Source organism: Amycolatopsis keratiniphila (assembly GCF_000400635.2).
GTDB lineage: Bacteria > Actinomycetota > Actinomycetes > Mycobacteriales > Pseudonocardiaceae > Amycolatopsis > Amycolatopsis keratiniphila.
Genome location: NC_021252.1, coordinates 2,112,570 through 2,139,566 on the forward strand (window position 1 = coordinate 2,112,570; position 26,997 = coordinate 2,139,566).

At 68.7% G+C, this 26,997-nt stretch carries 24 protein-coding genes; 14 read left to right on the top strand and 10 right to left on the bottom strand.

Features of this window, described 5'->3' with window-relative positions; genetic code table 11:
- Positions 1-221: 221 nt before the first annotated feature.
- The 6 genes from tig (at position 222) to AORI_RS50855 (ending at position 6,061) form a co-directional block, all read left to right on the top strand.
- Positions 222-1,592, top strand: coding sequence for a trigger factor (gene tig / locus AORI_RS50830; protein WP_016332351.1), 1,371 nt, complete (start codon positions 222-224; stop codon positions 1,590-1,592).
- Positions 1,593-1,764: 172 nt separating this feature from the next.
- Positions 1,765-2,367 carry a ClpP family protease gene (locus tag AORI_RS50835; RefSeq protein ID WP_016332353.1) on the top strand — a complete coding sequence of 201 codons (603 nt, stop codon included), beginning with the start codon at positions 1,765-1,767 and terminating at the stop codon, positions 2,365-2,367.
- A gap of 27 nt (positions 2,368-2,394) precedes the next feature.
- The gene (locus AORI_RS50840; protein WP_016332354.1) at positions 2,395-3,066 is read left to right on the top strand and encodes an ATP-dependent Clp protease proteolytic subunit; all 672 of its coding nucleotides are present in this window, start codon (positions 2,395-2,397) and stop codon (positions 3,064-3,066) included.
- 218 nt (positions 3,067-3,284) lie between these two features.
- Positions 3,285-4,580, top strand: coding sequence for an ATP-dependent Clp protease ATP-binding subunit ClpX (gene clpX, locus AORI_RS50845; RefSeq protein WP_016332355.1), 1,296 nt, complete (start codon positions 3,285-3,287; stop codon positions 4,578-4,580).
- A gap of 103 nt (positions 4,581-4,683) precedes the next feature.
- Positions 4,684-5,064: a hypothetical protein gene (locus AORI_RS50850; RefSeq protein WP_016332356.1), complete on the top strand. Its 381-nt coding sequence runs from the start codon at positions 4,684-4,686 to the stop codon at positions 5,062-5,064.
- Between the two features lie 76 nt (positions 5,065-5,140).
- Positions 5,141-6,061, top strand: coding sequence for a sensor histidine kinase (locus AORI_RS50855; RefSeq protein ID WP_016332357.1), 921 nt, complete (start codon positions 5,141-5,143; stop codon positions 6,059-6,061).
- A 6-nt stretch (positions 6,062-6,067) separates the two neighbouring features.
- Here AORI_RS50855 and AORI_RS50860 read toward each other — a convergent pair whose 3' ends face one another.
- Together AORI_RS50860 and AORI_RS50865 are read right to left on the bottom strand one after the other, a co-directional pair.
- Complete coding sequence (locus AORI_RS50860; RefSeq protein ID WP_016332358.1) at positions 6,068-7,009, bottom strand: alpha/beta hydrolase; 942 nt, start codon at positions 7,007-7,009, stop codon at positions 6,068-6,070.
- Positions 7,010-7,107: 98 nt separating this feature from the next.
- Positions 7,108-7,806, bottom strand: a complete 699-nt coding sequence (locus AORI_RS50865; protein WP_016332359.1) for a TetR/AcrR family transcriptional regulator — start codon at positions 7,804-7,806, stop codon at positions 7,108-7,110.
- Positions 7,807-7,876: 70 nt separating this feature from the next.
- On the opposite strand from AORI_RS50865, the gene AORI_RS50870 reads away from it, so the two are divergent.
- The gene (locus AORI_RS50870; RefSeq protein ID WP_016332360.1) at positions 7,877-9,319 is read left to right on the top strand and encodes a carotenoid oxygenase family protein; all 1,443 of its coding nucleotides are present in this window, start codon (positions 7,877-7,879) and stop codon (positions 9,317-9,319) included.
- Between the two features lie 305 nt (positions 9,320-9,624).
- On the opposite strand, the gene fdhD is transcribed toward AORI_RS50870, so the two are convergent.
- Complete coding sequence (gene fdhD, locus AORI_RS50875; RefSeq protein ID WP_016332361.1) at positions 9,625-10,455, bottom strand: formate dehydrogenase accessory sulfurtransferase FdhD; 831 nt, start codon at positions 10,453-10,455, stop codon at positions 9,625-9,627.
- Between the two features lie 101 nt (positions 10,456-10,556).
- Between fdhD and AORI_RS50880 the strand changes: the two genes are divergently transcribed.
- Genes AORI_RS50880 through AORI_RS50890 form a run of 4 tightly spaced genes read left to right on the top strand, consistent with a single transcriptional unit; the run spans position 10,557 to position 14,253 of the window.
- Positions 10,557-11,918 (top strand): L-lactate MFS transporter, encoded by a 1,362-nt coding sequence (locus AORI_RS50880; RefSeq protein ID WP_016332362.1) that lies wholly within the window; start codon positions 10,557-10,559, stop codon positions 11,916-11,918.
- Positions 11,915-12,043 carry an MFS transporter small subunit gene (locus tag AORI_RS84545; protein ID WP_016332363.1) on the top strand — a complete coding sequence of 43 codons (129 nt, stop codon included), beginning with the start codon at positions 11,915-11,917 and terminating at the stop codon, positions 12,041-12,043. The genes AORI_RS50880 and AORI_RS84545 overlap by 4 nt, the downstream gene beginning before the upstream one ends.
- A 14-nt stretch (positions 12,044-12,057) precedes the next feature.
- Positions 12,058-12,801 (top strand): SDR family NAD(P)-dependent oxidoreductase, encoded by a 744-nt coding sequence (locus AORI_RS50885; RefSeq protein ID WP_016332364.1) that lies wholly within the window; start codon positions 12,058-12,060, stop codon positions 12,799-12,801.
- A gap of 48 nt (positions 12,802-12,849) precedes the next feature.
- Positions 12,850-14,253, top strand: a complete 1,404-nt coding sequence (locus AORI_RS50890; protein WP_016332365.1) for an LCP family protein — start codon at positions 12,850-12,852, stop codon at positions 14,251-14,253.
- A gap of 6 nt (positions 14,254-14,259) precedes the next feature.
- On the opposite strand, the gene AORI_RS50895 is transcribed toward AORI_RS50890, so the two are convergent.
- The 4 genes from AORI_RS50895 to AORI_RS50910 all read right to left on the bottom strand — a co-directional run bounded on the left by AORI_RS50895 (position 14,260) and on the right by AORI_RS50910 (position 18,909).
- Positions 14,260-15,147, bottom strand: coding sequence for a hypothetical protein (locus tag AORI_RS50895; protein ID WP_016332366.1), 888 nt, complete (start codon positions 15,145-15,147; stop codon positions 14,260-14,262).
- Between the two features lie 81 nt (positions 15,148-15,228).
- A complete protein-coding gene (locus AORI_RS50900) occupies positions 15,229-17,541 on the bottom strand; it encodes an FdhF/YdeP family oxidoreductase (RefSeq protein WP_016332367.1) in 2,313 nt (770 codons plus the stop codon).
- Between the two features lie 43 nt (positions 17,542-17,584).
- Positions 17,585-17,902, bottom strand: a complete 318-nt coding sequence (locus AORI_RS50905) for a hypothetical protein (protein WP_016332368.1) — start codon at positions 17,900-17,902, stop codon at positions 17,585-17,587.
- Between the two features lie 29 nt (positions 17,903-17,931).
- Positions 17,932-18,909, bottom strand: a complete 978-nt coding sequence (locus AORI_RS50910) for a hypothetical protein (RefSeq protein WP_016332369.1) — start codon at positions 18,907-18,909, stop codon at positions 17,932-17,934.
- 107 nt (positions 18,910-19,016) lie between these two features.
- On the opposite strand from AORI_RS50910, the gene AORI_RS50915 reads away from it, so the two are divergent.
- Positions 19,017-21,650, top strand: a complete 2,634-nt coding sequence (locus tag AORI_RS50915) for a valine--tRNA ligase (RefSeq protein WP_016332370.1) — start codon at positions 19,017-19,019, stop codon at positions 21,648-21,650.
- A gap of 60 nt (positions 21,651-21,710) precedes the next feature.
- On the opposite strand, the gene AORI_RS50920 is transcribed toward AORI_RS50915, so the two are convergent.
- Positions 21,711-22,586 carry an SGNH/GDSL hydrolase family protein gene (locus AORI_RS50920; protein ID WP_016332371.1) on the bottom strand — a complete coding sequence of 292 codons (876 nt, stop codon included), beginning with the start codon at positions 22,584-22,586 and terminating at the stop codon, positions 21,711-21,713.
- A 107-nt stretch (positions 22,587-22,693) separates the two neighbouring features.
- Positions 22,694-23,323 (bottom strand): class I SAM-dependent methyltransferase, encoded by a 630-nt coding sequence (locus AORI_RS50925; protein ID WP_016332372.1) that lies wholly within the window; start codon positions 23,321-23,323, stop codon positions 22,694-22,696.
- Between the two features lie 70 nt (positions 23,324-23,393).
- On the opposite strand from AORI_RS50925, the gene folC reads away from it, so the two are divergent.
- Together folC and AORI_RS50935 are read left to right on the top strand one after the other, a co-directional pair.
- Entirely contained in the window at positions 23,394-25,070 is a 1,677-nt protein-coding gene (folC, locus tag AORI_RS50930) for a bifunctional tetrahydrofolate synthase/dihydrofolate synthase (RefSeq protein WP_016332373.1), read from the top strand.
- Positions 25,067-25,465, top strand: coding sequence for a DUF4233 domain-containing protein (locus AORI_RS50935; protein ID WP_016332374.1), 399 nt, complete (start codon positions 25,067-25,069; stop codon positions 25,463-25,465). Before folC ends, AORI_RS50935 begins: the two co-directional genes overlap by 4 nt.
- A 282-nt stretch (positions 25,466-25,747) precedes the next feature.
- On the opposite strand, the gene AORI_RS50940 is transcribed toward AORI_RS50935, so the two are convergent.
- A complete protein-coding gene (locus AORI_RS50940; RefSeq protein WP_016332375.1) occupies positions 25,748-26,992 on the bottom strand; it encodes an HNH endonuclease signature motif containing protein in 1,245 nt (414 codons plus the stop codon).
- Positions 26,993-26,997 lie beyond the last annotated feature (5 nt).

The window sequence follows — 26,997 nt, forward strand, 5'->3', positions numbered from 1 at the left end:
GAACCGAAAACTCGTCCGATCGGGTGGTCGGGGACCTGTTGGTCGGACGTTGCCCGAAACCTGTGACGGGCGGGAGAGGGCGGGCTGATGGCCCCGGGCCCGGACCGGGAAGGGACACGGCCTAGACTCGGACGGCCCGGTCTGCAAGGTGACCAGGGCACATCCGCCGTCGAAGACATGCGGATGCCCCAACACATCGTTTACCGCTCGAGGAGAATACGTTGAAGAGCACCGTCGAGCAGCTCAGCCCGACGCGAGTCAAGATCAATGTCGAGGTGCCGTTCGACGAGCTCAAGCCGAACTTCGACCGCGCCTACCGCAAGATCGCCCAGCAGGTGCGCATCCCCGGCTTCCGCCCGGGCAAGGCGCCGGCTCGCGTGCTGGAAAGCCGGATCGGGCGAGCCCCGGTGCTCGACGAGGTCGTCAACGAGGTCATTCCGGCCAAGTACATGGAAGCCGTGCGCGCGGGCGAGGTCCGCACGCTGGGCCAGCCCGAGTTCGAGGTGACCAAGCTGGAGGACCGCGAGGTCCTCGAGTTCACCGCCGAAGTCGACGTCCGCCCGGAGATCTCGCTGCCCGACCTCGAGGGCTTCGCGGTCAGCGTCGACGACGTCGAACTGACCGACGCCGAGGTCGACGAGCAGCTCGACGAGCTGCGCGCCCGCTTCGGCACGCTGACCGGCGTCGACCGCCCGGCCGAGAACGGCGACTTCGTCTCGATCGACCTCGCGGCCACCGTCGACGGTCAGGAGGTCGAGGAGGCCTCGACCACCGGCCTGTCCTACGAGATCGGCTCCGGCCAGCTCGTCGACGGCATCGACGAGGCGATCATCGGCGCGAACGCCGGCGAGACCAAGACCTTCACCACGAAGCTGGTCGCCGGCGAGCACACCGGCAAGGACGCCGACGTCACCGTCACCGTGCAGACCATCAAGCAGCGCGAGCTGCCCGAGGCGGACGACGAGTTCGCCCAGATGGCGAGCGAGTTCGACACGATCGAAGAGCTGAAGAACGACCTTCGCGAGCGCCTCGGCCGCGTCAAGAAGATGCAGCAGGGCGTCCAGGCCCGTGACAAGGTCCTCGAGGAGCTCCTCGAGCGCACCGAGGTCGCGATCCCGGAGAAGGTCCTCGAGGCCGAGATCGAGAACCGCAAGCACGACGCGATCCACCCCTTCGACCACGACGAGGCGCAGTTCGCGAAGGCGCTCGAGGCCGAAGGCCGCACGATCGAAGAGTTCGACACCGAGGTCCGCGAGGAGTCGGAGAAGGCGGTCCGCACGCAGCTGCTGCTGGACAGCATCGCCGACGCGGAGCAGACGTCGGTCAACGACGGCGAGCTCACCGAACGCATCATCTACCAGGCGCAGCGCTTCGGCGTCAGCCCGGACGAGTACGTCCAGCGGGCGCAGCAGTCCGGTCAGCTGACCGCGATCTACGCCGACGTCCGCCGCGGCAAGGCGCTGGCCTCGGTGGTCCGCAAGACCACCGTGACCGACGCCTCCGGCGCCACGGTCGACCTCGAAGAGCTCTTCGGCCCCGCAGCCGAGGAGACGCAGGTCACCGAGGAGACCGCGAAGACTGCGGCCGAGTAGGGAATATCCGGTCCGGTCGAAACGGACCGTAAAGCTGTAAGCGAACTTGGGCGGTGTCAGGCATTCTGCACCGCCCAAGTTCGTTAGGGTCGGTTGCAAGATCCTCAAGCATCTGGACATACGCGGCGGCGAACGTTCCACCCGCCGCCGTCGGCGAAAAGGCAGGCATGACGTGACGCAGCACACGCCCCAGGCGCGGACCGGTACCGCAGGGCTCAACCTCACCGACTCGGTCTTCGAGCGGTTGCTCCAGGAGCGCATCGTCGTCCTCGGCTCCGAGGTCAACGACGAGGTCGCGAACCGGATCACCGCCCAGTTGTTGCTGCTCGACGCAGACGACTCCGAGTCGGACATCCGCTTCTACATCAACTCGCCCGGTGGCTCGGTCACCGCGGGTTTCGCGATCTACGACACCATGCAGCTGATCCGCCCGGACGTCGCGACCTACGCGATGGGCCTGGCCGCGTCGATGGGGCAGTTCCTGCTCTCCTCCGGCACGCCCGGCAAGCGGTACGCGCTGCAGCACGCGCGCATCCTCATGCACCAGCCCTCGGCGGGTGTCGGCGGCACGGCCTCCGACATCGCCATCCAGGCCGAGGTGTTCGGCAAGTGGAAGCAGGAGCTGGCCCGGATCACCGCCGAGCAGACCGGCCAGACGGTCGAGCAGATCGTCAAGGACGGTGACCGCGACCGCTGGTTCACCGCGCAGGAGGCGAAGGACTACGGCTTCGTGGACCAGGTCCTCACTCGTGAGAACCCGCTTCCCAACAGCTGATCCGCGCCCGGCACACAGGAGAATTTCATGAGCAACTTCCAGCTTCCGATCGGGTCGCAGGCGCCCGGGATGCAGTCGCGGCTCCAGCTGCCGCAGTCGCGGTACGTCCTGCCCTCGTACGTCGAGCGCACGAGCTACGGCATCAAGGAATCGAACCCGTACAACAAGCTGTACGAAGAGCGTCAGATCATGCTCGGCGTGCAGATCGACGACGCGTCGGCCAACGACGTGATGGTCCAGCTGCTCCACCTCGAGCACGAGGACCCGGACCGCGACATCATGATCCTGATCAACTCGCCCGGTGGCTCGTTCACCGCGCTGATGGCGATCTACGACACGATGCAGTACGTCCGCCCGGACATCGTCACCATGTGCATCGGCCAGGCCGCCTCGGCCGCCGCCGTGCTGCTGGCCGCCGGTACCCCCGGCAAGCGGTTCACGCTGCCGAACTCGCGCGTGCTGATCCACCAGCCCGCCACCGAGGGCACCTACGGCCAGGTGTCGGACCTGGAGATCCAGGCCAACGAGATCCAGCGGGTGCGGCGCCAGATGGAGGTCATCCTGGCGAAGCACACCAACAAGGACGCCGACGAGGTCAAGAAGGACATCGAGCGCGACAAGATCCTGACGGCCGACGAGGCCAAGGCGTACGGGATCGTCGACGAGGTGCTCGAGTACCGCAAGGCTTCGAGCAGCTGATCGAGCGAGGGGACCGGTGCGTGTCGGGAGACGACACGCACCGGACCCCTGGTCTATGGTCAGCTTCTGGCGTGCTCAGATGTGACGTTGGTTCTCCCGTCGGCGGCATCGGACGGGTACCGTCAGTGGCAGTGTGTGAGGCTCCGAGAGGTCATCCGTGACCGGGGCGGTAAGACAGTCAGGCGCGTATCGCGCCGGAGGGGACGAGGTCAACGGCCATGGCACGGATCGGTGACGGCGGCGACCTGCTGAAATGTTCTTTCTGCGGCAAGAGCCAGAAGCAGGTGAAGAAGCTCATTGCCGGCCCCGGGGTCTACATCTGCGATGAGTGCATCGATCTCTGCAACGAGATCATCGAAGAGGAACTGGCCGAGGCCGGCGAGGTCAAGCTCGACGAGCTGCCCAAACCCGCCGAGATCCACGAGTTCCTCGAGCAGTACATCATCGGCCAGGACGACGCGAAGCGTTCGCTGGCCGTGGCGGTGTACAACCACTACAAGCGTGTGCAGTCCGACGACAAGGCCGGGCCGAAGGATTCCAAGGACGAGACCGTCGAGCTGGCGAAGTCCAACATCCTGATGCTCGGGCCGACGGGCTGCGGCAAGACCTACCTGGCCCAGACCCTGGCGAAGATGCTGAACGTCCCGTTCGCGATCGCGGACGCCACGGCGCTCACCGAGGCCGGGTACGTGGGCGAGGACGTCGAGAACATCCTGCTCAAGCTGATCCAGGCGGCGGATTACGACGTCAAGCGCGCCGAGACGGGCATCATCTACATCGACGAGGTCGACAAGATCGCCCGCAAGTCGGAGAACCCGTCGATCACCCGCGACGTGTCCGGCGAGGGCGTGCAACAGGCGCTGCTGAAGATCCTCGAGGGCACCACCGCGTCGGTGCCGCCGCAGGGCGGCCGCAAGCACCCGCACCAGGAGTTCATCCAGATCGACACGACGAACGTGCTGTTCATCGTGGCCGGCGCGTTCGCCGGGCTGGAGAAGATCATCAACGAGCGGGTCGGCAAACGCGGTCTCGGGTTCGGCGCGGAGATCCGCACCAAGGCGGAGATCGACGAGAGCGACATCTTCTCCGACACCATGCCGGAGGACCTGATCAAGTTCGGGTTGATCCCGGAGTTCATCGGGCGTCTCCCGGTCGTCGCGACGGTGACCCACCTCGACAAGGACTCGCTGGTCAGCATCCTGACCACGCCGCGCAACGCGCTGGTGAAGCAGTACAAGAAGCTCTTCGAGATGGACAACGTCGAGCTGGAGTTCACCAAGACCGCGCTCGAGGCCATCGCCGACCAGGCCGTGCTCCGCGGCACCGGCGCCCGTGGCCTGCGCGCGATCATGGAAGAGGTCCTGCAGCCGGTCATGTACGACATCCCCAGCCGCGACGACGTCGCGAAGGTCGTCATCACCGAGCAGACCGTCCGCGAGAACGTGAACCCGACGATCGTGGCGCGTCAGCCGTCACGCCGTCGCAGCAGCGAGCGCGGCGAGAAGTCCGCCTGACGGAGCTGTTTCGTCACCGATGCCCCGGCCGGAAACCTCCGGCCGGGGCATCGGTTTCTCCGGCCCGGTCCGGCCGGGGACCCGACCGGGATAGGATGCGAAGGTGCCGCTGACTCCCACGAAGGACGAGAACGAGGCTCCCGAGCTGGAAGCCGCGAGTCCACGCGAGGTCAGGGGACTCGTCGAACTCACCGAACGCATCGTCGTCGGGGCCTACCGCGGGCATCCGTGGCTCCCGCGCGCGCTGACGATCGCGCTGGGCGTGCTGGTGGTGACCTGCCTGGTGGCCGGGGTCGTCCGCTTGTCGCCACTGCCGCTGATCCCGCTGCCGTTCTTCGCCGTTTCGGCGTACGCGCTCGTCCGGCTCAAGGCGGCGAAAAGCGCCGAGGTGAACCAGTCGCTGGTCGCCTGGACGGGACTGTTCACCGGTGCGACGCTCGCCGGATTCTGGCTGATCTCGATGGCGGGACGCTGGCTCGGCTGATCGGCCCGGTGCCGTTTCGGCGATTTCCCTCCGTTAGCAGGGTTTCAGAATCGTCTTCACGGGGTAAGACGAGTCCGTGACAGTCACCGCGGGTCTCTTCTCGCACGTGGGCCTGCTCTACTCCGGTGACACCGAGTACTTGGACGGTACGGTTCCGTACATCCTGGAGGGCCTGAAGCTCGGCCGGCCCGTCGCGGTGGCCGTCCCGGGCCGGAATCTGGCGCTGATCGAAGCCGCCCTGGGCGATTCCGCGGCCGAGGTCGAGCTCATCGACATGACCGAGGCGGGCCGCAATCCCGGCCGCATCCTCCCCGGTGTGCTGCTCGCGTTCGCGGACCACCGCCCGGGGCCGGTGCGGATCATCGGCGAACCGATCTGGGCGGGCCGGTCGGCCCTGGAGTACCCGGCCTGCGCGCAGCACGAGGCGCTGATCAACTTCGCTTTCGGGGACCGCGAGCTGAGTATCCTCTGCCCGTACGACCGCGACCGGCTCGAAGACGACGTCCTCGCCGACGCCGAGCGGACCCATCCGACGCTGTCCGGCACCGGGGGAGACCGCCCGAGCGCGGGGTACGCCCCCGACGCGGTCGTCGAGAAGTACAACCTCCCGCTGCCCGAACCGCGGATGGCCGACGCGTTCCGTTTCGACCTCGCCCGGCTCGCCGCGGTGCGGAGTTTCGCGCAGGACCGGGCCGAGGAGTACGGGCTCGCCTTGGAGCGCGTGGAAGACCTTGTGCTCGCCGTGGCCGAACTGTCCGCCAACAGCGTGCTGCACGGTTCGGGGCACGGTGTCGTCCGCGTCTGGCGTGAAGAGGACTACGTGCTCTGTGAGGTCATCGACGAAGGCACGCTGAGCGATCCGCTGGCAGGCCGCCGTCCCGCCTCGCCGGGACAGATCGGCGGACGTGGCCTGGTGCTGGTGAACCAGGTGGCCGACCTGGTCCGGCAGTACCTGAGACCGGGGTCGACCGTGACCAGGATCTACTTCCGGGTCTGAGGGGCCTCAGGCGTTCTTCGGGACGTGCTTGCCGAGGAACGCGATCAGGCTTGGCACGACGGTGCGGTTGAAGGCGTCACCGTGCTTGCCGCGCGAGGTGTGCGCGACCATGGGCCGGGCCTCGGCGATGAACTTCCGCACCCCGCCGATGAACGGGTCTTCGGTCCCGCACCAGATCCCGGTCGGCACGCTCTTGGTGACGTCGATGTGGCGCAGCGGGTCCAGCGAGCCCCAGTCCGCGGCGTCGCGGAACGCGCGCCGTTTGCTCATCTCGGCCCACGACGTGATCAGCGCGGGCGCGAGGGCCGCGACCGCGGCGGGCGGGCGACGGCGTTCGAGACGGCGCCGGGTGTACAGCAGCGCGCCGAAGCCGCCCATCGAAAGCCCGGTGGCGGCGAACGGCTGCCCGTCCCGGCCGCCGAGGCCGCGCGCGGCGAGCCAGCGGGGGACCTCTTCGAGCAGCATCGCCATCGGGTTGTCACCCGGCTTGTTCTCGTGCCAGTAGTGGTCTCCGCCGTCGACGGCGACGAACCCGAACGGGGGCACCGCCTTGCGGGCGACCTCACTGCCGAGCTGCTTCAGCAGTCCTGTCGGGGCCGCGTGCCGCGCGGTGCCGTGGAGGCCGTGCAGCATCAGCGACATCGGCAGGCCCTTGGGCGGCGCCTTGGTCGGCAGCATGAGCACGAGATCGACCTCGCGGCCGCGGGCTTCGGAGTAGACGCGTTCGACACGCGGGCTGCCCAGCTGGGTGGCCGGGGTCGGCGACGCGACGCCGAGCGCCCGCTGGAGCGCTTCGCTGAACGGCAGGGCTCCGGTGGCCGTTCCGGCGGCGAGCCCGGCCACCCCGAGGCCGGAGGCGCCCGCGATCAGCACGGAACGACGGCTCAGCCACCGGCGGGCGCCGTCCACCCCCGGCAGCGTCGTGTGCCCCTGGTCGTCCTCGTTCACCGATCCCCGTTCCCCCTGTTGAGCTTCCACCAGGTCAGACGCGCGTTTCCGCTCGAAGGTTGCACGATTCACCGACCTGTGACCGGGGTATCGCCGGATCAGGTGCCGATGTTTCCCTCTTTCGCGCGCCAGGCCTCGATCGAGCGGCGGGCGGACCGCGTCGCGGCCTCGTAAGTGTCGCCCAGACCCACGCCCAATGCGGTGGCCAGGGGAATCAGGATGTGGTCCACACCATTCTCGCCGTCGCCGAAGTGGCCGGCGACCTCCAGCGTGATGTAGCCGTGCACGGCACTCCAGAGCTGGGCGGCGACCTCGAACTCCGGGGCGGGGCGGAACCGGCCGGCGTCGATCACCCGCTTCGCGGCGCGGACGAGGTAGCCGAAGGCCTCGATGCCCTCTTCGCTGGCGTTCTGGCGGGTCTCCTCGTTGGTCATGTCGCCGAGGGTCACCTTCTGCCCGCTGGGCTGGCTCTGGCCGAAGGTCACCGCGTAGAGCTGCGGATCGTCCACGACGGTCCGCCGGTACGCCAGCGCGAGGGTGAGGATGTCGGCCGCCGGGTCGTCGGTCTCCTCGACCCGGCCCAGGTTCGCCGACAGCCGCCGGAATCCCTCGCGCGCGACCTCGTCCACGAGGGCGCCCATCCCGCCGAAGTGGGTGTACACGGCCATGGTGGACGCGCCGATCTCGGCCGCCAGCTTGCGGGCCTGGAGCGCCTCCGGGCCGCCGTGCGCGAGCAGCCGGATCGCCGCTTCGATCAGCTTTCCCTTGACCTCGGTGGCGGAGGGTTTCGGTGCCATGCTTGCCAGTATCTCATAACTCTGTTATAAATGAGCGCATAACATCGTTATCCCAGGCTAGGGGGCTGTGATGGGAAACAAGTTCCTCGAGGGCAATTTCGCCCCGGTCAGCCGAGAGCACACGATCACCGAACTGGGCGTCACCGGGCACATCCCGGAGTACCTGGACGGGCGCTACCTGCGGAACGGGCCCAACCCGCTGTCCGAAGTGGACCCCGCCACGTACCACTGGTTCATGGGCGACGGCATGGTGCACGGTGTCCGGCTGCGGGACGGCCGCGCCGAGTGGTACCGCAACCGCTGGGTGCGCAACCCCCGGCTGTCCGCGGAGATCGGCGAGCGCTGGGAAGGCGGGCCGGTCTCCGGGGTCGCGTCGATGGGGGCCAACACGAACGTCATCGGCCACGCGGGCAAAACCCTCGCGCTGATCGAGGGCGGACCCACGAACTTCGAACTGACCGACGAACTCGACACCGTCGGCGCCTGCGATTTCGACGGCACCCTTCCCGGCGGCTACACCGCCCATCCGAAGCGTGATCCGGAGACCGGCGAACTGCACGCCGTGTCGTACTTCTTCGGCTGGGGCAACAAGGTGCAGTACTCGGTGATCGACGCGCAGGGCCGCGCGCGGCGCAAGGTGGACATCGAGGTCGCCGGTTCGCCGATGATGCACGACTTCTCCCTGACCGAGAAGCACGTCGTCTTCTACGACCTCCCGGTGACGTTCGCGACCGAGCAGGCCGTCGCCGCTTCCGTCCCGCCGTTCCTGCGCACGCCCGCCCAGCTGGTGGTGTCCGCGCTGGTGGGCAAGGTGAAGGTGCCGGATCCGCTCAGCGCGCGGTTGCGCCAGCGGATCACGGGTAACGCGGGCCTGCCGTATCGCTGGAACCCCAAGTACCCGGCGCGGATCGGCGTGATGTCGCGCGAAGGCGGCAATGGCGACGTCCGCTGGTTCGAGATCGAGCCGTGCTACGTGTTCCACCCGATGAACGCCTACGACGACGGCGACGACATCGTGCTGGACGTCGTGCGGCATCCGAAGATGTTCGACACCGAACTCCTCGGCCCCGCCGAGGGGCCGCCGACCCTGGATCGCTGGACCGTCGACCTGAGTGTCGGCAAGGTCATCGAGGAACGTCTCGACGACCAGGGGCAGGAGTTCCCGCGTGTCGACGAACGGCTGGTGGGGCGCAGGCACCGCTTCGGCTACGCGGTGTCCACAAAGGATGGTTCGGCGTCCTCGGGTTCCTTGCTCAAGCACGATTTGTGGAATCGGTCGGTCCAGTCGCGCGAATTCGGCGACGGCGCGCAGGTGGGGGAGTTCGTCTTCGTGCCGTCCTCGGTGGACGCCGGCGAGGACGAGGGCGTGCTGATGGGGTTCGTCTACGATCCCGCGACGCAGAAGAGCGATCTGACCATTCTGGACGCGGGGACGCTGGAGACCGTCGGGGCCGTGCACCTGCCGGACCGGGTGCCGAACGGCTTCCACGGCAACTGGGTGGGCACGGAGTAAAGGGTCCCGTGACCGGCGGTGCCGAACCGGTACTTTCGCGTGATTGCGTGGAGGACACCCGTGTTTGGACGGACGGCTCGCGGTGGGGCTCGGCCGCGAGCGTTGCCGTCCCGCTGATCACGAGTGTCGTCCACGCAATCACGTGTGCCGTCCATCTGGTCACGCGAAACCGCTGAAGTGCTGGAAGGCGGGACACCTGAGTGCGGCCTCCAGTCACGCGAGTCACGTGCCTGATCACGCGAGTCACGCCTTCACGGACTTCGGGCCAGTAGGTGCAGGAAAACGGTTCTAACCGTCCTCGCCGCTCAGCCGAGGCCGAGCACCCGCTGTTCCCCGCTGTAGAGGTTCATGCTGTCGCCGCGTAGGAAACCGATGAGCGTCATGCCGTTCTCCTCGGCTAGTTCCGCGGCCAGCGACGACGGCGCGGAGACGGCCGCCAGCAGCCCGATCCCGGCCATGGCGGCCTTCTGCACCAGTTCGAACGAGGCGCGGCCGGACACCAGCAGCCCGGTGTCCGCCGCGGGGATCCGGCCCTCCTGTAGTGCCCAGCCCAGCACCTTGTCGACGGCGTTGTGCCTGCCGACGTCCTCGCGGACGACGGCGAGGTTCCCGTCTCCGTCGAACAGGGCGGCCGCGTGCAGCCCGCCGGTGCTGGAGAACACCTTCTGGTGTGCGCGGAGGGTGTCCGGGAGCTTCGCCAGCACGTCGGTGCTCACCGCGAATTCGGACTTCTCCGGGGAAAACCGGCTTTTCAGTTTCACCGCGTCGAGCGCGGCCTTGCCGCAGACGCCGCACGAGGACGTGGTGTAGAAGTTCCGCTCGACGCCGGTCTCCGGCGGGGCGACCCCTTCGGCCAGCGCGATGTCCAGGACGTTGTAGGTGTTGCGGCCCTGGTCGTCGACGCCGTCGCAGTACCGCGCGACTGCGACGTCCTCACGCGAGGCGAGCACGCCTTCGGACAACAGGAACCCGTGCGCCAGCTCGACGTCGTTGCCGGGTGTCCGCATGGTGACCGCGAGTGCCTTGCCACCGACGCGGATCTCCAGCGGCTCTTCGGCCGCGAGCGCGTCGGGCCGCCGCACGTCCTTGGTCGCGGAGATCTTCCGCACCGGACGCCGCACCGTCACCCTGCCCACTTGTCCACCCTTCTGACCGGTAATTCCACACTCGGATACTGCAACGTCGGGAATTAAGTAATACATTCCCAGTGCACATCCTCAGAGTACGGAGGCGCCGGATGGCTGTCGGCTTCCTGGACCGTTCCCGCATCGTCGCATCACCGGGCTGGAGCCGCTGGCTGGTGCCGCCCGCCGCGCTGGCCGTCCACCTTTCGATCGGGCAGGCGTACGCGTGGAGCGTCTTCAAGCCGCCGCTGGAGAAGACCCTCGGCCTCACCGGGACGGAGAGCGCGCTGCCGTTCCAGCTCGGCATCGTGATGCTCGGGCTGTCGGCGGCCTTCGGCGGGACGCTGGTCGAACGCAACGGGCCGCGCTGGGCGATGTTCGTCTCGATGGTCTGCTTCAGCTCGGGCTTCCTGCTCTCCGCGCTCGGCGTGGCGACGTCGCAGTACTGGCTCGTCGTCCTCGGCTGGGGCGGGATCGGCGGCATCGGGCTCGGGATCGGCTACATCTCACCGGTTTCGACTCTGATCAAATGGTTCCCGGACCGGCCCGGCATGGCCACCGGCATCGCGATCATGGGCTTCGGCGGCGGCGCGCTGATCGCCTCCCCGTGGTCTTCGCAGATGCTGGGCGCGGCGCCGTGGTCCATCGGGACGGTCGCGACCGCCTTCCTCGTGCACGGCCTGGTCTACGCGGTCTTCATGACCCTCGGCATCCTGCTGGTGCGGGTCCCCGCCGACGGATGGAAGCCGAAGGGCTGGGAACCGAAGACCGACCACGGCAACGCGATGATCACCACCGCGAACGTGTCGGCGCGCAACGCCATCAGGACGCCGCAGTTCTGGCTCCTCTGGGTGGTCCTGTGCTTCAACGTGACCGCGGGCATCGGCATCCTGGAGAAGGCCTCGCCGATGATCGCGGACTTCTTCCGCGAGACCTCGACCCCGGTCGGCACCGCCGCCGCGGCCGGGTTCGTCGCGTTGCTCTCGCTGACCAACATGCTCGGCCGGTTCGTCTGGTCGTCCACTTCGGACTTGGTGGGGCGCAAGAACATCTACCGGCTGTATCTCGGCGTCGGCGCCCTGCTGTACCTGGTGATCGCGCTGACCACCAACGCCTCGAAGCTCGTGTTCGTCCTGTGCGCGATGTTGATCCTGTCCTTCTACGGCGGCGGCTTCGCGACCGTGCCGGCGTATCTCAAGGACCTCTTCGGCACCTATCAGGTGGGCGCGATCCACGGCAGGCTGCTGACCGCGTGGTCGATGGCCGGCGTGCTCGGGCCGCTGATCGTCAACGCCATCGCCGACAGCCGGAAGGCGGCGGGCAAGGTCGGCCCGGAGCTGTACTCGACGTCGCTGTTCATCATGATCGGCCTGCTGGTCGTCGGTTTCGTCGCCAACGAGCTGGTGCGCCCGGTCAACCCGAAGTACCACGAGCCGGCGCCGTCCGGCGAGCCCGCGAGGAGTGAGGCCCGATGACCGAACAGGTTCCCGAACGCCGCCGCACCGGGCTGATGGTCTTCGCGTGGCTGTGGGTCGCGCTCCCGTTCGCCTACGGCGTCTACGAACTGTTCCGCAAGGTGGTCCAGCTCTTCGGCGGCTGAAGTAGGGTCGGCTCGTGGGAGTTCTGGTCACCGGGGCGTCGCGCGGCATCGGCCGTGCGATCGCCCGCGCCTTCGCGGAAAAGGGCGACCGTGTCGCCGTCCACTACGCCTCGAAGCGGGAGGAAGCCGAGCGCACCCTCGGCGAGCTGCCCGGTTCCGGGCACGGCCTGATCCAGGGCGACCTTGCGGAACCCGAAGTGGCGCAACGGGTCGCCGACGAGGCCGAGGCATTGGTGGGCGGTGTCGACGTCCTCGTGAACAACGCCGCCTTCGCGCCGTCCGCGGCTTCGGCGCATCCGGTCGCCGAAGTGTCCTATGCGGACTGGCAGCGGGTCTGGCGACGGATGCTCGACGTCAACGTGCTCGGCACCGCGAACGTGACCTACTGCGTGGCGCGGCACATGATCGAGCGCGGCGCGCCCGGCCGCGTGGTCAACATCGGCTCGCGGGGAGCCTTCAAGGGCGAGCCCGAGTTCCCGGCGTACGGTGCGAGCAAGGCGGCGCTGCACTCGCTGGGGCAGTCGCTCGCCGTGGCCCTCGCCCCGCACGGGATCGCCGTGACCTCGGTCGCGCCCGGTTTCACCGCGACGGACCGGGTGGCGGCGAAGGTCGAAGGCGCGCGAAGCGAGAGCCCGTTCGGCCGGGTTGGCACGCCGGAGGAGGTCGCGGCCGCGGTGCTCTACCTGGCTTCCGGCGAGGCCGCGTGGGCGTCCGGGGCGATCCTCGACCTGAACGGCGCCTCGCATCTGAGGATGTGAACTGGATCACTGATGCAGCGGTGACGGCTTCCGGCGCGTCTATGGAACGTGCACAAGCTGGGGAAGGTCCTGGTCGCCGCGCTCGCGGTGGCGGTGTTCGGCGGGACCGCGTACGGATACACGACGCTGGAGTCGCTCGACGGCATCACCCGCGAGGACGTGATCGAGGCGCCGGATCCGGGGGAGCAGCCCGCCGACGGTTCGCTGGACATCCTGCTGGTCGGGCGGGACGCGCGCACCGACAACCAGGACCGGCCGCTCCCGCCGGAGATCCTGCGCGAACTGCGGGCCGGGGCGAACGGCGACGACCTGACCGACACCCTCATCGTGCTCCGCATCCCCAACGGACAGCAGGCGGTGAAGGCGTTCTCGATCCCGCGTGACTCCTGGGTCGCGCAGCCGGGCACGAAGGACAAGAGCAAGATCAACGAGATCTTCGGCCGGACCAAGTTCGCCTCGGCGAACGAGCAGCGCGCGGCGGGCAAGACCGACAAGGCCGAGATCAACAAGCAGGCGATCACCGCGGCGCGCAAGGCGACCCTGAAGGCCGTCGAAGAGCTCAGCGGCGTCAAGATCGACCACTTCGCCGAGGTCAACCTGCTGAGCTTCTACGAGATCAGCAAGGCCGTCGGCGGCGTCGAGGTCTGCCTGAAGAACGCCACCAAGGACCGCGATTCGGGCGCGGACTTCCCGGCCGGGCCGCAGACGATCCAGGGCGCCGACGCGCTCGCCTTCGTCCGCCAGCGCAAGAACCTGCCCCGCAGCGACCTCGACCGCGTCCGCCGCCAGCAGGTGTTCCTCGCGGGGCTGGCGAAACAGGTGCTCTCCGGCGGGACCCTCGCCAACCCGGCGCGCGTGTCCGACCTGATCGACGCGGTGAAGCGTTCGGTCGTGCTCGACGGTTCGTGGAACCTGCTCGACTTCGTGCGGCAGATGCGCGGGGTGTCCGGTGGCGGTATCGCGTTCGAGACCATCCCGGTGGTCAACCCCGACTACCGCTACGACCCCCGGCATCCGACCTGGACCGCCGTGCAGGTGGATCCCGCCCAGGTGCGCGCGTTCGCCGCCTCGCTGATCGGCGCCCAGCCCACGACCCCGCAGGCGCCCGCCGGGCCCAAGGTCGACGTCGTCAACGCGAGCGGCAAGGACGGTCTCGCCGCGCGCGTCTCGGAACTCTTGGCGGAGAAGGGATACGGCAAGGGCGACACGAAGGCCGAGGCCGGCCGCCGGACGTCGGTCGTCCGGTACAGCGACGCGGCCGGACCCGCCGCGGAGATCGCGAAACTGCTCGGCGGACTGGACGTCCAGAAAGCCGATTCGGTCGCGGCGGGCCAGGTCGAGGTCGTCCTCGGCCAGGTCTACAAAGGACCGGGCGTCTCCGCGGGCGGGGGAGCGACCGGTGCGCTCGGCCAGCAGCCGATCAGGGCCGAAGGCACCGAGTGCATCGACTGAGCCGCGTCACTCCCTAGGCGGGATCTTCCCGTTCTTGGCGACCGGAAGGCCGAGCTGAACCGGCTCGGTGATGACGGCCGCTTCGCTGGGGAAGTGGGACAGCACCGGGTTCAGGTGGGTCAGCTTCAGCGTGACCGGCCCGACGACGCTCGGCGCGGTGCTGATGTCCGCCTTCGCCAGATCCAGCCACTGGACGGTGCCGAGCACCTCGGGCGGGATCTCGTCACCGCGTTTGGCCACCGGGACGCACAACTGCCGCGCGTTGCCGACCTTCACGTCCACCTTCGGCCGGTCGGCCAGCACCGGGTTGAGATGGCCGAGTGTGAGCGGGAACGGGATGGTCGGGATGCCGAGGACGCGCAGGGTGTAGCACGCGAGGTCGATGTGCCGTACGAACGACAGGATCTCCGGCGGCGGCAGCTTGCCGTTCTTCGCGACCGGGACGCACAACTGCTCCGGCGACAACATCGTCACGTGCGAATCCTGGATGCCGAGCTTCTGCACGACCGGGTTCAGATGGCTCAGCGTCAGCGGGAAGTCCACCGCGCGGCCTTCGATCCGGTAGCACGACAGATCCACCCAGCGGACGTAGTCGACGATCCCCGGCGGCGGGATCGCGCCGTTCTTCGCCACCGGCACGCACAGTTGTTGGCGTTCACCGAGCTTGACCGTCTCCACCGGCAGATCCCCGAGCACGGGGTTGAGGTGCTTGAGGGTGAGCTCCGTCGGCGGCGGTTTGTAGCCTTCGGTCCGGTAGCAGGACAGGTCGAGCTGGGAGACGAAGGGCAGCGGCGGCGGTGCACCCGGAGCGGCGGTGGCCGCGCCGGGCAACACCGCGACGAGCAGGAGCGAAGCCAGGGCGGCGAAGCAACGCGAGGTCGATCTTCGTGACATGACAAGGCCTTTCCGCGAAAGGGGTTGGCCCTTTCACGGTGGACCCCGTCCGGCGCCGGGCGGCACCGCCAAGCGGGCAGCTTAAGGTGCGGCCACCGGCTCTAGCCGCACCACGACCGCCTTCGACACCGGGGTGTTCGACTTGTCCGCCACCGAATCCAGCGGCACCAGCGCGTTCGCCTCGGGGAAGTACGCGGCCGCACAGCCCTTCGCCGTCGGATAGGAGACCACTCGGAACCGCGGTGCCCGGCGGTCGCCGTCCCGCCATTCCGAGACCAGGTCGACCATCGCGCCTTCGGCCAGCCCGAGCGCGGTCAGGTCGTCGGGGTTGACCAGCACCACGCGCCGCGCGTCCTCGATGCCGCGGTAACGGTCGGAAAGGCCGTAGATGGTGGTGTTGTACTGGTCGTGGCTGCGCATCGTCTGCAACAGCAGCCTGCCTTCGGGCACCTGGGGGTACTCGAGTTCGGAGACGGTGAAGTTCGCCTTGCCGTTCGCGGTTCCGTTGAACTGCCGCGAATCGCGCGGCGCGTGCGGGAGGACGAACCCGTCGGGCTCACGCACGCGGGCGTTGTAGTCGTGGCAGCCGGGGACGACCTTGGCGATCCGGTCACGGATGAGGTCGTAGTCGGCGTGGAAGTCCCGCCACGGCACCGGGTGCCCGGCACCGAGCAGGGCTTCCGCGAGATGGCAGATGATCGCGACCTCGGAGAGCAGATGCTCACTGGCCGGGGTCAGCCTGCCGCGCGAGGTGTGCACCTGCGACATCGAGTCCTCGACGGTGACGAACTGCTCGCCGCCGGCCTGGACGTCGCGTTCCGTACGGCCGAGGGTGGGCAGGATCAGCGCGGTCTTGCCGGGCACGACGTGCGAGCGGTTGAGCTTCGTCGACACGTGCGCGGTCAGCGAGCACGACTTGAGTGCCTTCTCGGTCAGCTCAGTATCCGGTGTGGCGGAAGCGAAATTGCCGCCGACGGCGAAGAAGACCTTGCCGTGCCCGTCCCGCATCGCGCGGATCGCGGCGACGGTGTCGTGACCGTGGTCTCGCGGCACCTTGATGCCGAACTCGGCGTCGAGGCTGTCCATGAACGACTCCGGCATCTTCTCCCAGATGCCCATCGTCCGGTCGCCCTGGACGTTGGAGTGCCCGCGCACGGGGCACAGTCCCGCGCCCGGCTCGCCGATCATGCCGCGCATCAGCGCCAGATTGGCGACCTCGGAGATGGTCTGCACCGCGTGCTTGTGCTGCGTCAGCCCCATCGCCCAGCAGTAGATGGTCCGCTTCGACGTCGCGATCATCCGCGCCAGCCGCTCGATCTGCTCACGCGGCAGCCCGGTCGCGGCATCGACCTCGGCCCAGTCGATCTCCCGCAGATGCTTCGCGTAGTCCTCGAAGCCCTCGGACGACGACTCGATGAACGCGTGGTCGACGATCGTGCCTGGGGTCTCTTCTTCCCACTTCAGCAGGAGATGCCCGATCGCCTGGAACAGCGCGAGGTCGCCACCGAGCCGGATCTGCGCGAACTCGTCGGCCAGCGGGGTGCCCTTGCCGATCACACCGCGGACGTTCTGCGGGTTCTTGAACCGCATCAGGCCGGCTTCGGGCAGCGGGTTGACCGCCACGATCTTCGCGCCGTTGCCCTTGGCCTCCTCCAGCGCGGACAGCATGCGCGGGTGGTTCGTGCCCGGGTTCTGGCCGACCACCACGATCAGGTCCGCCTTGTGGATGTCGGCGAGCGACACCGAGCCCTTGCCGATCCCGGTCGTGGCCGCGAGCGCCGCACCGGAGGACTCGTGGCACATGTTGGAGCAGTCCGGCAGGTTGTTGGTGCCGTAGGAGCGCACGAGCAGCTGGTAGAGGAACGCGGCCTCGTTGCTGGTGCGGCCGGAGGTGTAAAAGATCGCCTCGTTCGGGTCGCTCAGCGCCCGCAGCTCGTCCGCGACCAGCGTGAACGCGTCGTCCCAGGAGATCGGCTCGTAGTGCGAAGCCCCTTCGCGCAGCACGAACGGCTCGGTGATGCGGCCCTGCTGGCCGAGCCAGTAGTCCGTCTTGTCCGCCAGCTCGTGGATGGAATACGCGGCGAAGAACTCGCGGCCGACGCGGCGCTTCGTCGCCTCCTCGGCGACGGCCTTCGCCCCGTTCTCGCAGAACTCCGCGAGCTTGCGGTGCTCGCCGTCGACCTCGCGAGGCTCCGGCCAGGCGCAACCGGGACAGTCGAAGCCGTCGCGCTGGTTCAGCAGGCGCAGCGTCTTCACGGTGCGCGCGGCGCCCATCTGCTCCATGCCGCGCATCAGGGAGACGGCGACACCGGGGATCCCGGCCGCCCAGCTCTTCGGTTTCCCGACCTCGAGCTGTGTCTCGTCAACGTCGTTCGCGGGTGCTTCGCGGGTCATGACCCCATCGTGCGCCTTGCCGTCTTCGCGCGCGACCGAGGGGTCAGGCGTCGGTGACGATCCTGGTGATCTGCGACTCGTCGAGCGGGAACCAAGGTGTCTCGTTGACGCCGCGTTCCTGCACCGCGTTCACCGTCACCGCGGCCACGACCAGCACGATCAGGCCGACGAGCGCCGCGATACCCGGCCACCGGCTCGTCCCCGGCGCGGAGTAACCGCCCCCGGCGGCCTTCTGCTGCCTACGACGCTTCTTCTTGAGTTCCTTCTTCGCACCCAGCCAGGCGTCGCGTTCGGCGTGTTTCTGCCAGTCCGGGTTCATCAGATCCGGATGGGTCTCGATCCGCCGGTCCTCTTCGTCCATCTCGGTCCTCTTCCCCAGGGTTCGGCCTGCTACCCGCAGGTGTCCAGCGACGGCAGGGGTTTCGTCGGGTCGTAGGTGGCGACCTCGTCGGCGACGGGTGGGCCGGCGAGAGGTCTGTCCTTGTCAGCGTACTGGGGTGCGAGGAGACCGGTCTTGATCGCGTCGCAGGCCATGCGTGAGCGGTAGCCCCTCCCTTCCCCGAAGGAGAGCCCGGCGTCGGCCTTCGCGAACGGCGGTGCCTTGCGGATCACGTAGTCCTGTTCTTCGCGGAGGAACGGGACGATGTCCACCGGCGACAGTGCCTCGCCCGGGCGTGCGTCGAAGGCGTACGCGGTGGTGTAGCTCGCGTGGACGACCAGTTCGCCTTTGCCACCGGGCTTCGCCGTCAGCGCGCCGGTCATCCGTGGGGGAACCTTCGACAGCGCCTTCGGCCCGATGAGGGTCAAGTACCGGTTCTTCTCGACGGTGGGACCGCTCGTGAGCATCTCCTGGAGATGGGCGCGCTCGTTCGGGGCCAGCAGCGCGAGCAGTTCCGAACCGTCGTGGTCCCGCAGCGCCCGGGACCCGAGCCGCGCGGCCGCGATGGCCTCCGTCACCTTCCGGTACGCGGCGTCGACCTCCTGAGCGGTGAAGCCGCCGACGGCCTGCCCCGGCGGCACGGTGATCCCGGCCGTCCCTTCACGCCAGTTCGCGGCGGGCGTGCGGTCGAACGGCCGATCGAGGTCGACGCCGGTGAGCACCGGGGCCGCCTTCGGAGGCTGCGGCCCGGGAGCGGAGCTTCCCCGCATCTGGTGCACGACGACCGCCGCGGCCCCGAGCAATGCCACGGTCCCGATCACGAACAGGACCACGACGACCCTGCGGGTCATCCGGAACCGGCGGCGCGGCCGCTGCTTCCGCTGCCGTTTGCGGTCCTTCTTCGCGCCGAGCCGAGCCTCGCGTTCGGCTCGTTTGCGCCACTCCGGATCCATCAGATCCGGATGCGTCTCCAGCCGCCGGTCTTCCAAGAGCCCGCCCCTCCCCAGTGCGTCACGACATCCCCTCATCGGCTGTGAACGGCGGGCGTTACGGCCGGTGAGGAAGTCGATAGAGGGGGTTCGTAGACTTGTCAACTGTGACCGAGAACGCCCAGCCGCAGCAGACCGACCTTCCGGGTACCTGGAACCCGGCCGACGAAGAAGCCTCGCTCTACCAGCGTTGGGTAGACGCCGGCTACTTCACGGCCGACCCCACGTCGGACAAGCCGCCGTTCACGGTAGTCATCCCGCCCCCGAACGTGACCGGTTCGCTGCACATCGGGCACGCGTTCGAGCACACGCTGATCGACGCCATCACCCGCTACCACCGCATGCTCGGCGACGAGACGCTGTACCTGCCGGGGATGGACCACGCGAGCATCGCGGTCCACGCGCTGGTCGAGAAGCAGCTCCGCGCCGAAGGCACCAGCCGCCGCGAACTCGGCCGCGAGGCCTTCGTGGAGCGCGTCTGGCAGTGGAAGAACGAGCACGGCGGCAAGATCCTCGCCCAGATGAAACGCCTCGGCGAGGGCGTCGACTGGACCCGTGAGCGGTTCACCATGGACGACGGTCTGTCCAAGGCCGTCAACACGATCTTCAAGAAGCTCTTCGACGACGGCCTCATCTACCGCGCCGAGCGCCTGGTCAACTGGTCGCCGGAGCTGCGGTCGGTGCTGTCCGACGCCGAGGTGAAGCACGAAGAGGTCGAAGGCGAACTCGTCTCGATGCGTTACGGCGACGGCGAGAACGCGATCGTCGTGGCCACCACCCGGATGGAGACGATGCTCGGCGACACCGCCGTCGCGGTCCACCCGGACGACGAGCGCTACACCCACCTCATCGGCACCGAGGTCGAGCTGCCGCTGACCGGGCGCAAGATCCCGATCGTCGCGGACAAGCACGTCGACCCGGAATTCGGCACCGGCGCGGTCAAGGTGACCCCCGCGCACGACCCGAACGACTTCGAGATCGGCCAGCGGCACGACCTGCCGATGATCACGATCATGGACGAGCAGGGCCGGATCGACGGCACCGGCACCGAGTTCGACGGCATGGACCGCTTCGAGGCCCGCGTCGCGGTGCGGGAGAAGCTGCGCGAGCAAGGCCGCATCGTCGCGGAGAAGCGCCCGTACCTGCACAGCGTCGGGCACTCGGAGCGCTCGAAGGAGCCGATCGAGCCGCGGCTTTCGCTGCAGTGGTTCGTCAAGGTCGGCCCGCTCGCGAAGGCCGCCGGTGACGCGGTGCGCGACGGCCGGGTCAACGTCCACCCGGCGGAGATGGAGAAGCGCTACTTCGACTGGGTCGACAACCTGCACGACTGGTGCATCTCGCGGCAGCTGTGGTGGGGCCACCGCATCCCGGTCTGGTACGGCCCGAACGACGAGGTCGTCTGCGTCGGACCGGACGAGGAGCCGCCCTCGGGCGAGGGCTGGACCCAGGACCCGGACGTCCTCGACACCTGGTTCTCGTCGGGCCTGTGGCCGTTCTCCACCCTCGGCTGGCCGGAGAAGACCCCGGACCTGAACAAGTTCTATCCGACGTCGGTGCTGGTCACCGGCTACGACATCCTGTTCTTCTGGGTCGTGCGGATGATGATGTTCGGCCTCTACGCCACCGGCGAGGCGCCGTTCAAGACCATCGCGCTGCACGGCATGGTCCGCGACCAGTTCGGCAAGAAGATGTCGAAGACCGCGGGCAACGGCGTCGACCCCATCGAGTGGATGGACGCCTACGGCACCGACGCGCTGCGCTTCACCCTCACGCGGGGCGCCAACCCGGGCACCGACGTGCCGATCGGCGAAGAGTGGGTCGCGGGCTCCCGGAACTTCACCACGAAGCTCTGGAACGCCACCAAGTTCGCGATGATGAACGGCGCGGACGCCAACGCCCCGCTGCCGCCGGCCGCCGAACTCACCGAGGCCGACCGCTGGATCCTCGGCAGGCTCGGGAACGTCGTCGACGAGGTCACCGGCTACCTGGCGGACTACCAGTTCGCGAAGGCCACCGACACGCTCTACCAGTTCACCTGGACCGAGCTGTGCGACTGGTACCTGGAGCTGTCGAAGGTCCAGGTCTTCCAGGGCGACGAGGCCCGCGTGACGGCGACGCGCGCGGTGCTGGGGCACGTGTTCGACACCGTGCTGAAGCTGCTGCACCCGTTCATCCCGTTCATCACCGAGAAGCTGTGGACGGCGCTGACCGGCCGCGAGTCGCTGGTGATCGCCCCGTGGCCGGTGGCCGACGCCTCGTACGCCGACGCCGTGGCGGACAAGCGGATCGCGGACGTGCAGAAGCTGGTGACCGAGGTGCGCCGGTTCCGCGCCGACCAGGGCCTCAAGCCCAGCCAGAAGGTGGCCGCGCGGCTGTCCGGTGACGGGTTCGCCGAGCTGACCGGGCACGACGAGCCGATCCGCTCGCTGGTCCGGCTGACCCAGCCCGAAGAGGGTTTCGCGCCGAGCGCGTCGCTCGAGGTCGGGCTGTCGGCCGGTGTGGTCACCGTCGAGCTGGACCTGTCCGGCACGATCGACGTCGCCGCGGAGCGTAAGCGTCTGCAGAAGGACCTCGGCGCGGCGGAGAAGGAACTGGCGCAGGCCGAGGCCAAGCTCGGCAACCAGGCCTTCATCGACAAGGCGCCGGAACCGGTGATCGGCAAGATCCGGGCCCGCAAGGAGACCGCGGTCGCGGACATCGAGCGCATCAACGCCCGGCTGGCCGCCCTCCCCGCCTCCTGACCAATGTCATGAAAGGGTCGTTCAGGACATTTTTTGTCCTGAACGACCCTTTCATGACATTCAGCGGAGGTGACGGAGGACCACCGCGGCCACCCCCGCCATCCCCGTGCGGTACGGGTGGTAAGCCGCCGCGGCGAGCAGTTTCGTGTGCTGCCCGTTGATCCACGCGGCCCCGTTCTTCGCGCAGGCGTCGTGCCCGGCGGACGGTCCGAAGGTGTCCACGAAGGTCGCCTTGCCGTCGGCCGCGACGGCCTTCTCGATCGCCGAGTTCAGCGCCTTCTCGACGTCGTTGAGCCACGCGTAGTCGCCCTCGGCGAAGGGCAGGATCTTCGGGCAGTAGCCGCGTTCCGGCGCGATCCGCGGGTAGCCGATGACGAGCACCTTGGCACGCGGCGAGCGGGCGTGGATCCCGGCCAGCACCTTCTCGACGTTCTTGCCGGTGTCGGCGATCTTGGCCTTGATGGTGTCGACGCCGCCGACGGTGAACCTGTCCTGGCACGGGTTTCCGGTGGGATCGCTCGCCCGCAGCGACGGGCAGGTGCCGACGAGCGTGCCGAAGACGCCGTAGTCGTTGCCGCCGATACCGACCGTCACCAGGTCGGTGTTCGCGCGCAGGGCGCTGAACTGGGGCGGATTGCTGCCCAGGGTGACGCTCTGGCGCTGCGTCATGTTGGTGGTGTCGGCGCCGCCGCAGCTGATGTCGGTGAAGGAACGGACCCGCAGTGCGGAGGCGAGCATCGACGGGTAGTTCTGCGTCGACTTGCCGCAGAAGAGCGGATCGAGGCGGGGGAGCGGGATGAGCGGTCCGGAGGTGTAGGAATCACCCAGCGCGACGTAATTCCGGTAGGACCGCGTGGTGGCGGTGGCCGCCGTGGCGGAGGCGATCAGCAGGACGACGGTCGAGACGGCCGCGAACAGGACGCGTCTGTAGCGCATGAGGACCCCGATCTCCGGACTGGATGGCCTCTCAAAAATGAACCGGATCCGCCCCCGTCGGCGCCGCCGATCGGGTGGTCGGGCGCCGGTTTCACCCGCTTGGGGTGTCACATCGGGTGATCGTCTTCGGGCCGCCGGTAGACGAGCAGATAGCGGAAGAAGAGCAGGTTCCGGACCCGGCTGCCGGGCAGCAGGCGGGCCGCGTCGCGCCGGACGCGGTTCATCGGCGGGAAGGTCTCCACGATCGGCGCCGTCGGCAGAGGGTCGGCGCCGCCGTTCAGCCGCTCGCCCGCGTACACGACCACCCTGGCCAGCGCGTTCACCGGTGAGGCCACGAGGGCACGCGCGTAGTCGGCGACGGTGCTGGGCCTGCCGAGGCCGAGCACGGCGAGCACCCCGCCGGGGACCAGCGCGTCACGCAGCCTGGTGACCGTGTCGAACGGCACGTGGTGGAGCATCGCGAGACAGGAGATGAAGTCGTACGCCTCTTCCGGCAGCTTTTCGGCGACCACGTCGGCCTGCCGGTACGAGATCGTGCCGGGGCCCGGCGAGCCGGCGGCGCGGGCGAGGTCGATCATCGGACCGGACCGGTCGATCGCCTCGACGTGCATCCCGGTGGCCGCGAGCCGCCGCGCGAACCGCCCGCTGCCGCAGCCCACGTCCAGCGCCACGCCGGGCCCGGGAGGCAACTGGTCGAGCAGCAGCGGGTGATAGTGGTCGTTGTGGTTGAACCCCATGCGTCGAGAGTGCCAGGAAAAGCCGCACGTAGACTCGGCGTGACAGGCAGCAAGGCTAAGAGGAGAGTTCGTGCCGCGAGGTGACGGCCGGGATTCCGAAGATTTCAGGGAATCCCCGGACCTGGCAGATCTGGACAGTTTCGCCGGTGTCGACGAATTGGGGGCCCGCGCCCACGATCCGTCCGACGACACCGACCCGGATCTGGACGCACCCGACGCCGCGTACCAGGCGGGCGGCGGTGCGCGGGGCGGCATCGGCGGGATCGGGCAGCTGGGGGACAACCTCGCGCTCGGCCCCGTGCCGGACCTCGTCGCCCCGGAGGACGTGGAACTGCACGAACTGGACGACCAGGGCGACGCGTTCGCCCCGTCCGACCCCAACGGGCAGCAGGCCCGCCGGGAACTGCTCGCCGTCGAGGCCGAGCTGAACCAGCGCTGGCCCGAGACCAAGATCGAGCCGTCCCTCGCCCGGATCGCGGCCCTGGTCAACCTCATGGGTGAACCGCACCGCGGTTACCCGGTGCTGCACGTCGCCGGGACCAACGGCAAGGGCTCGACCACCCGGATGATCGACGCGCTGCTGACCCGCATGGGCCTGCGCGTCGGCCGGTACACGAGCCCGCATCTGCAACTCGTCACCGAGCGGATCGCGCTCGACGGCGCCCCCATCTCCGCCGCCGCGTACGTCGACCTGTACCGCGACGTCGCGCCGTACGTGACCATGGTGGACAACGCCGGCGGCCAGGACGCGGTGCCGATGAGCAAGTTCGAGGTGCTCACCGGGATGGCGTTCGCGGCCTTCGCCGACGCGCCCGTCGAAGCCGCGGTCATCGAGACCGGGCTCGGCGGCTCTTGGGACGCCACCAACGTCGTGGACGGCGACGTCGCCGTCATCACACCGATCGGCGTCGACCACGTCGAGTACTTCGGCGGCTCCCCGGTCAAGGCCGCGGTGGAGAAGGCCGGGATCATCAAGCCCGGCAGTGTCGCGGTCATCGCGGAGCAGGACCCCGAAGTGCAGAAGGTCCTGCTGGAACGCGCCATCGAGGTCGACGCGAGCGTCGCCCGCGCGGGCAGTGAGTTCGGCGTGCTGGAGCGCGAGGTCGCCGTCGGCGGGCAGATGCTGAAACTGCAGGGCCTCGGCGGGGTCTACGACGAGATCTTCCTGCCGCTGCACGGCGCGCACCAGGCCGCCAACGCCGCGCTGGCGCTGGCCGCCGTCGAAGCGTTCTTCGGCGCGGGCAAGGACAAGCAACTGGTCATCGAGGCCGTACGCGAGGCCTTCGCCGAGGTCGAGACCCCCGGTCGGCTGGAGCGCGTCCGCGCCGCCCCGACCGTGCTGCTCGACGCCGCCCACAACCCGCACGGCGCGAAGGCACTCGCGACCACCGTCGCCGAGGAGTTCGCCTTCCGCCGCCTCGCCGCCGTGGTCGGCGTGATGGCGGAGAAGGACGCGCGCGGCATCCTGGACGCCCTCGAACCGGTGGTGTCCGAGATCGTCGTCACCAAGAACTCTTCCCCGCGCGCGATGCCGCTCGACGAACTCAACGACATCGCCATCTCGATCTTCGGCGAAGACCGGGTCGTGGCCGAGCCCAGCCTGGACGCCGCGATCGAGACCGCCATCGGCCTCGTCGAGCAGAGCGACGACCCCGAGGAACCACTGGCGGGCGGCGGCGTGCTGGTCACCGGCTCCGTCGTCACCGCGGGCGAGGCCAGGACCCTGTTCGGTAAGGAGCCGGCGTGACCGACGAGACCCCGAAGCCGCCCGCCAAGGACCCGATGAAGTCCTTCCGCGGGGTGATGGCCGGTTCGCTGATCATGGAGGGCATCACCGTCGCGCTCGCGCTGCCGGTGGTGGCGAAACTCGGCGGCGGGGTCGGCTCGTTCACCGGCTGGTCGGTGATCGTGATCGCGGTCGCGCTGATCGTGCTGTGCGGTTTTCTGAAGAAGCCCTGGGCGGTGCCCGCGGTGCTGGTGCTGCAGGCCGCGCTGATCGCGTTCTTCGTCGCGCTGCCCGCCGTGGCGATCCTCGGGGTGATCTTCCTCGGGATCTGGTTGTGGCTGCTGTGGCTGCGGCGGGACGTGGCGCGGCGGATGGCGGCGGGGACGCTGCCGAGTCAGCAGCAGCAACCGCAGTAACGGCGTCGCCGTCCGGGCCGACTCGGGGATGTTCACCGGGACGGGAGCCATGGATGGCGAGCTTCACCGCTTCTTCGACGTGGCTGGGCCGGAAGATGTCCTGCTGGGGGCACCCTTTCTCCAAGCTTTCGCCGAGTCGGGCATGCGGGTCGGAGAGGTGTTCCGGAACGCCTGCGGGAGTGGCCGCTAGGCGAGCGGCAGGCCGTTGAAGCAGCGGTCGAGTCTTGATTTCCGCGCATGCCGAGGGGCCCGTCGCCATGTGGTCGGCGGGCTCCCTCGGGTTCAGCGATGGTTGCGGCGGGGTGTTTGCAGTGGGTCCAAATACTGCGGTGGGATGAATTCGGGTCTTCCGTTTGTGATCTGGACTTTCCAGCCGGATTGGCCGTGGATGACCATGTGGTGATAGCGGCACAACAGGCAGAGATTGTTCAGATCGGTGTCACCGAACTGTCCCCACGGCAAAACATGGTGGGCTTCGCAGTGTTTCGGTCTTCGCCGGCAGCCGGGGAACGCGCACCCGTGGTCGCGCAGGTTCAAGGCCCGGCGTTGAGCGGGTGTGACACTGCGGGCGGCACGGCCGATGTCGAGGGGTTCGCTCTCGCTCCCGAGGAGCGCGGGGATGATTTTCGCGTCGCAGGCCAGCATCCGGGCGTGCCGGGCGGTGATCTGCGCGACCCCGTCCACACAGGCCGCCCCCAGCCCTGAGGTCAAAGTCTCCAGCGGGATGGTGACCACGACCGTCGTCCGGTCTCCGGAGAGGGTGGGGGCTTTGTCGTTGGTCATCGCGTAGTGGATCGCGTCGAAGAGTGCGTCCCCATTGCGCTCGCCGGGGGTGCGGGGGTCGCGGTTGCCGTCCTCGTCGACGGGTCTTCGTTGTCCCCAGGTTTCGAACAGGGCGTTGGCGCGGGCCCCGAATTCGGGGTCCAGGAGGCCGTTGAGCCGCCACCACCCGTCGTCACGCTTGTGGAGGTGCACTTCGCGTGACGGGGGTTTGAGGTCTTCGTCTTTGGGTTCGTTGCCGTCGGGGTCGAGGTGGGCGAGGAGTTCGGCGCCGACGTTGCTGATCTCCTGCGGTCCGGCGTGGCGGGCCAAGGTCACCAGGATCTGTTCGGCGCCGGTCCGGTCGTCGGCCGAGGCGTCGGCTGGGATTTTCTTCAGCACCGCGAGGATCGGGTCGAGTTGCTGATGCCCCAGGTCACCCTCTGCCGCCGCGGCACCGGCGATCGGCGCGAACGCCGGGACGGGAGTGCCATCCAGATTCCGGCTCTCGTTCACCGCCAACGCGCGAGTGACGGTGTCGCGGGCCTCGTTCGGGGTGATTCGGGCGGTCTCGGCGAACCAGCCGGCGGTCGAGCCGTGCCCGAACAGTTCCATCGGGCCGCGGGATTCGATCTCGACCAGGAACTGACCGACCTCCGCCAACGCCTGTCGTGCCACCGACAACCGCTCGACGACACCGTGCGCGAGCTCGCGCGCACCGGCACGCCACAGCTCCTGCGGCGGTTCGAGGATACGTTGTCCGGACACCCCGC

Bases quoted from the DNA above. Each gene is read 5' to 3' on its own strand.
- AORI_RS50840 (WP_016332354.1), top strand. From the start codon at position 2,395: ATGAGCAACTTCCAGCTTCCGATCGGGTCGCAGGCGCCCGGGATGCAG.
- clpX (WP_016332355.1), top strand. From the start codon at position 3,285: ATGGCACGGATCGGTGACGGCGGCGACCTGCTGAAATGTTCTTTCTGC.
- AORI_RS50865 (WP_016332359.1), bottom strand. From the start codon at position 7,806: ATGGCACCGAAACCCTCCGCCACCGAGGTCAAGGGAAAGCTGATCGAA.
- AORI_RS50870 (WP_016332360.1), top strand. From the start codon at position 7,877: ATGGGAAACAAGTTCCTCGAGGGCAATTTCGCCCCGGTCAGCCGAGAG.
- AORI_RS50880 (WP_016332362.1), top strand. From the start codon at position 10,557: ATGGCTGTCGGCTTCCTGGACCGTTCCCGCATCGTCGCATCACCGGGC.
- AORI_RS84545 (WP_016332363.1), top strand. From the start codon at position 11,915: ATGACCGAACAGGTTCCCGAACGCCGCCGCACCGGGCTGATGGTCTTC.
- AORI_RS50895 (WP_016332366.1), bottom strand. From the start codon at position 15,147: ATGTCACGAAGATCGACCTCGCGTTGCTTCGCCGCCCTGGCTTCGCTC.
- AORI_RS50900 (WP_016332367.1), bottom strand. From the start codon at position 17,541: ATGACCCGCGAAGCACCCGCGAACGACGTTGACGAGACACAGCTCGAG.
- AORI_RS50905 (WP_016332368.1), bottom strand. From the start codon at position 17,902: ATGGACGAAGAGGACCGGCGGATCGAGACCCATCCGGATCTGATGAAC.
- AORI_RS50920 (WP_016332371.1), bottom strand. From the start codon at position 22,586: ATGCGCTACAGACGCGTCCTGTTCGCGGCCGTCTCGACCGTCGTCCTG.
- AORI_RS50925 (WP_016332372.1), bottom strand. From the start codon at position 23,323: ATGGGGTTCAACCACAACGACCACTATCACCCGCTGCTGCTCGACCAG.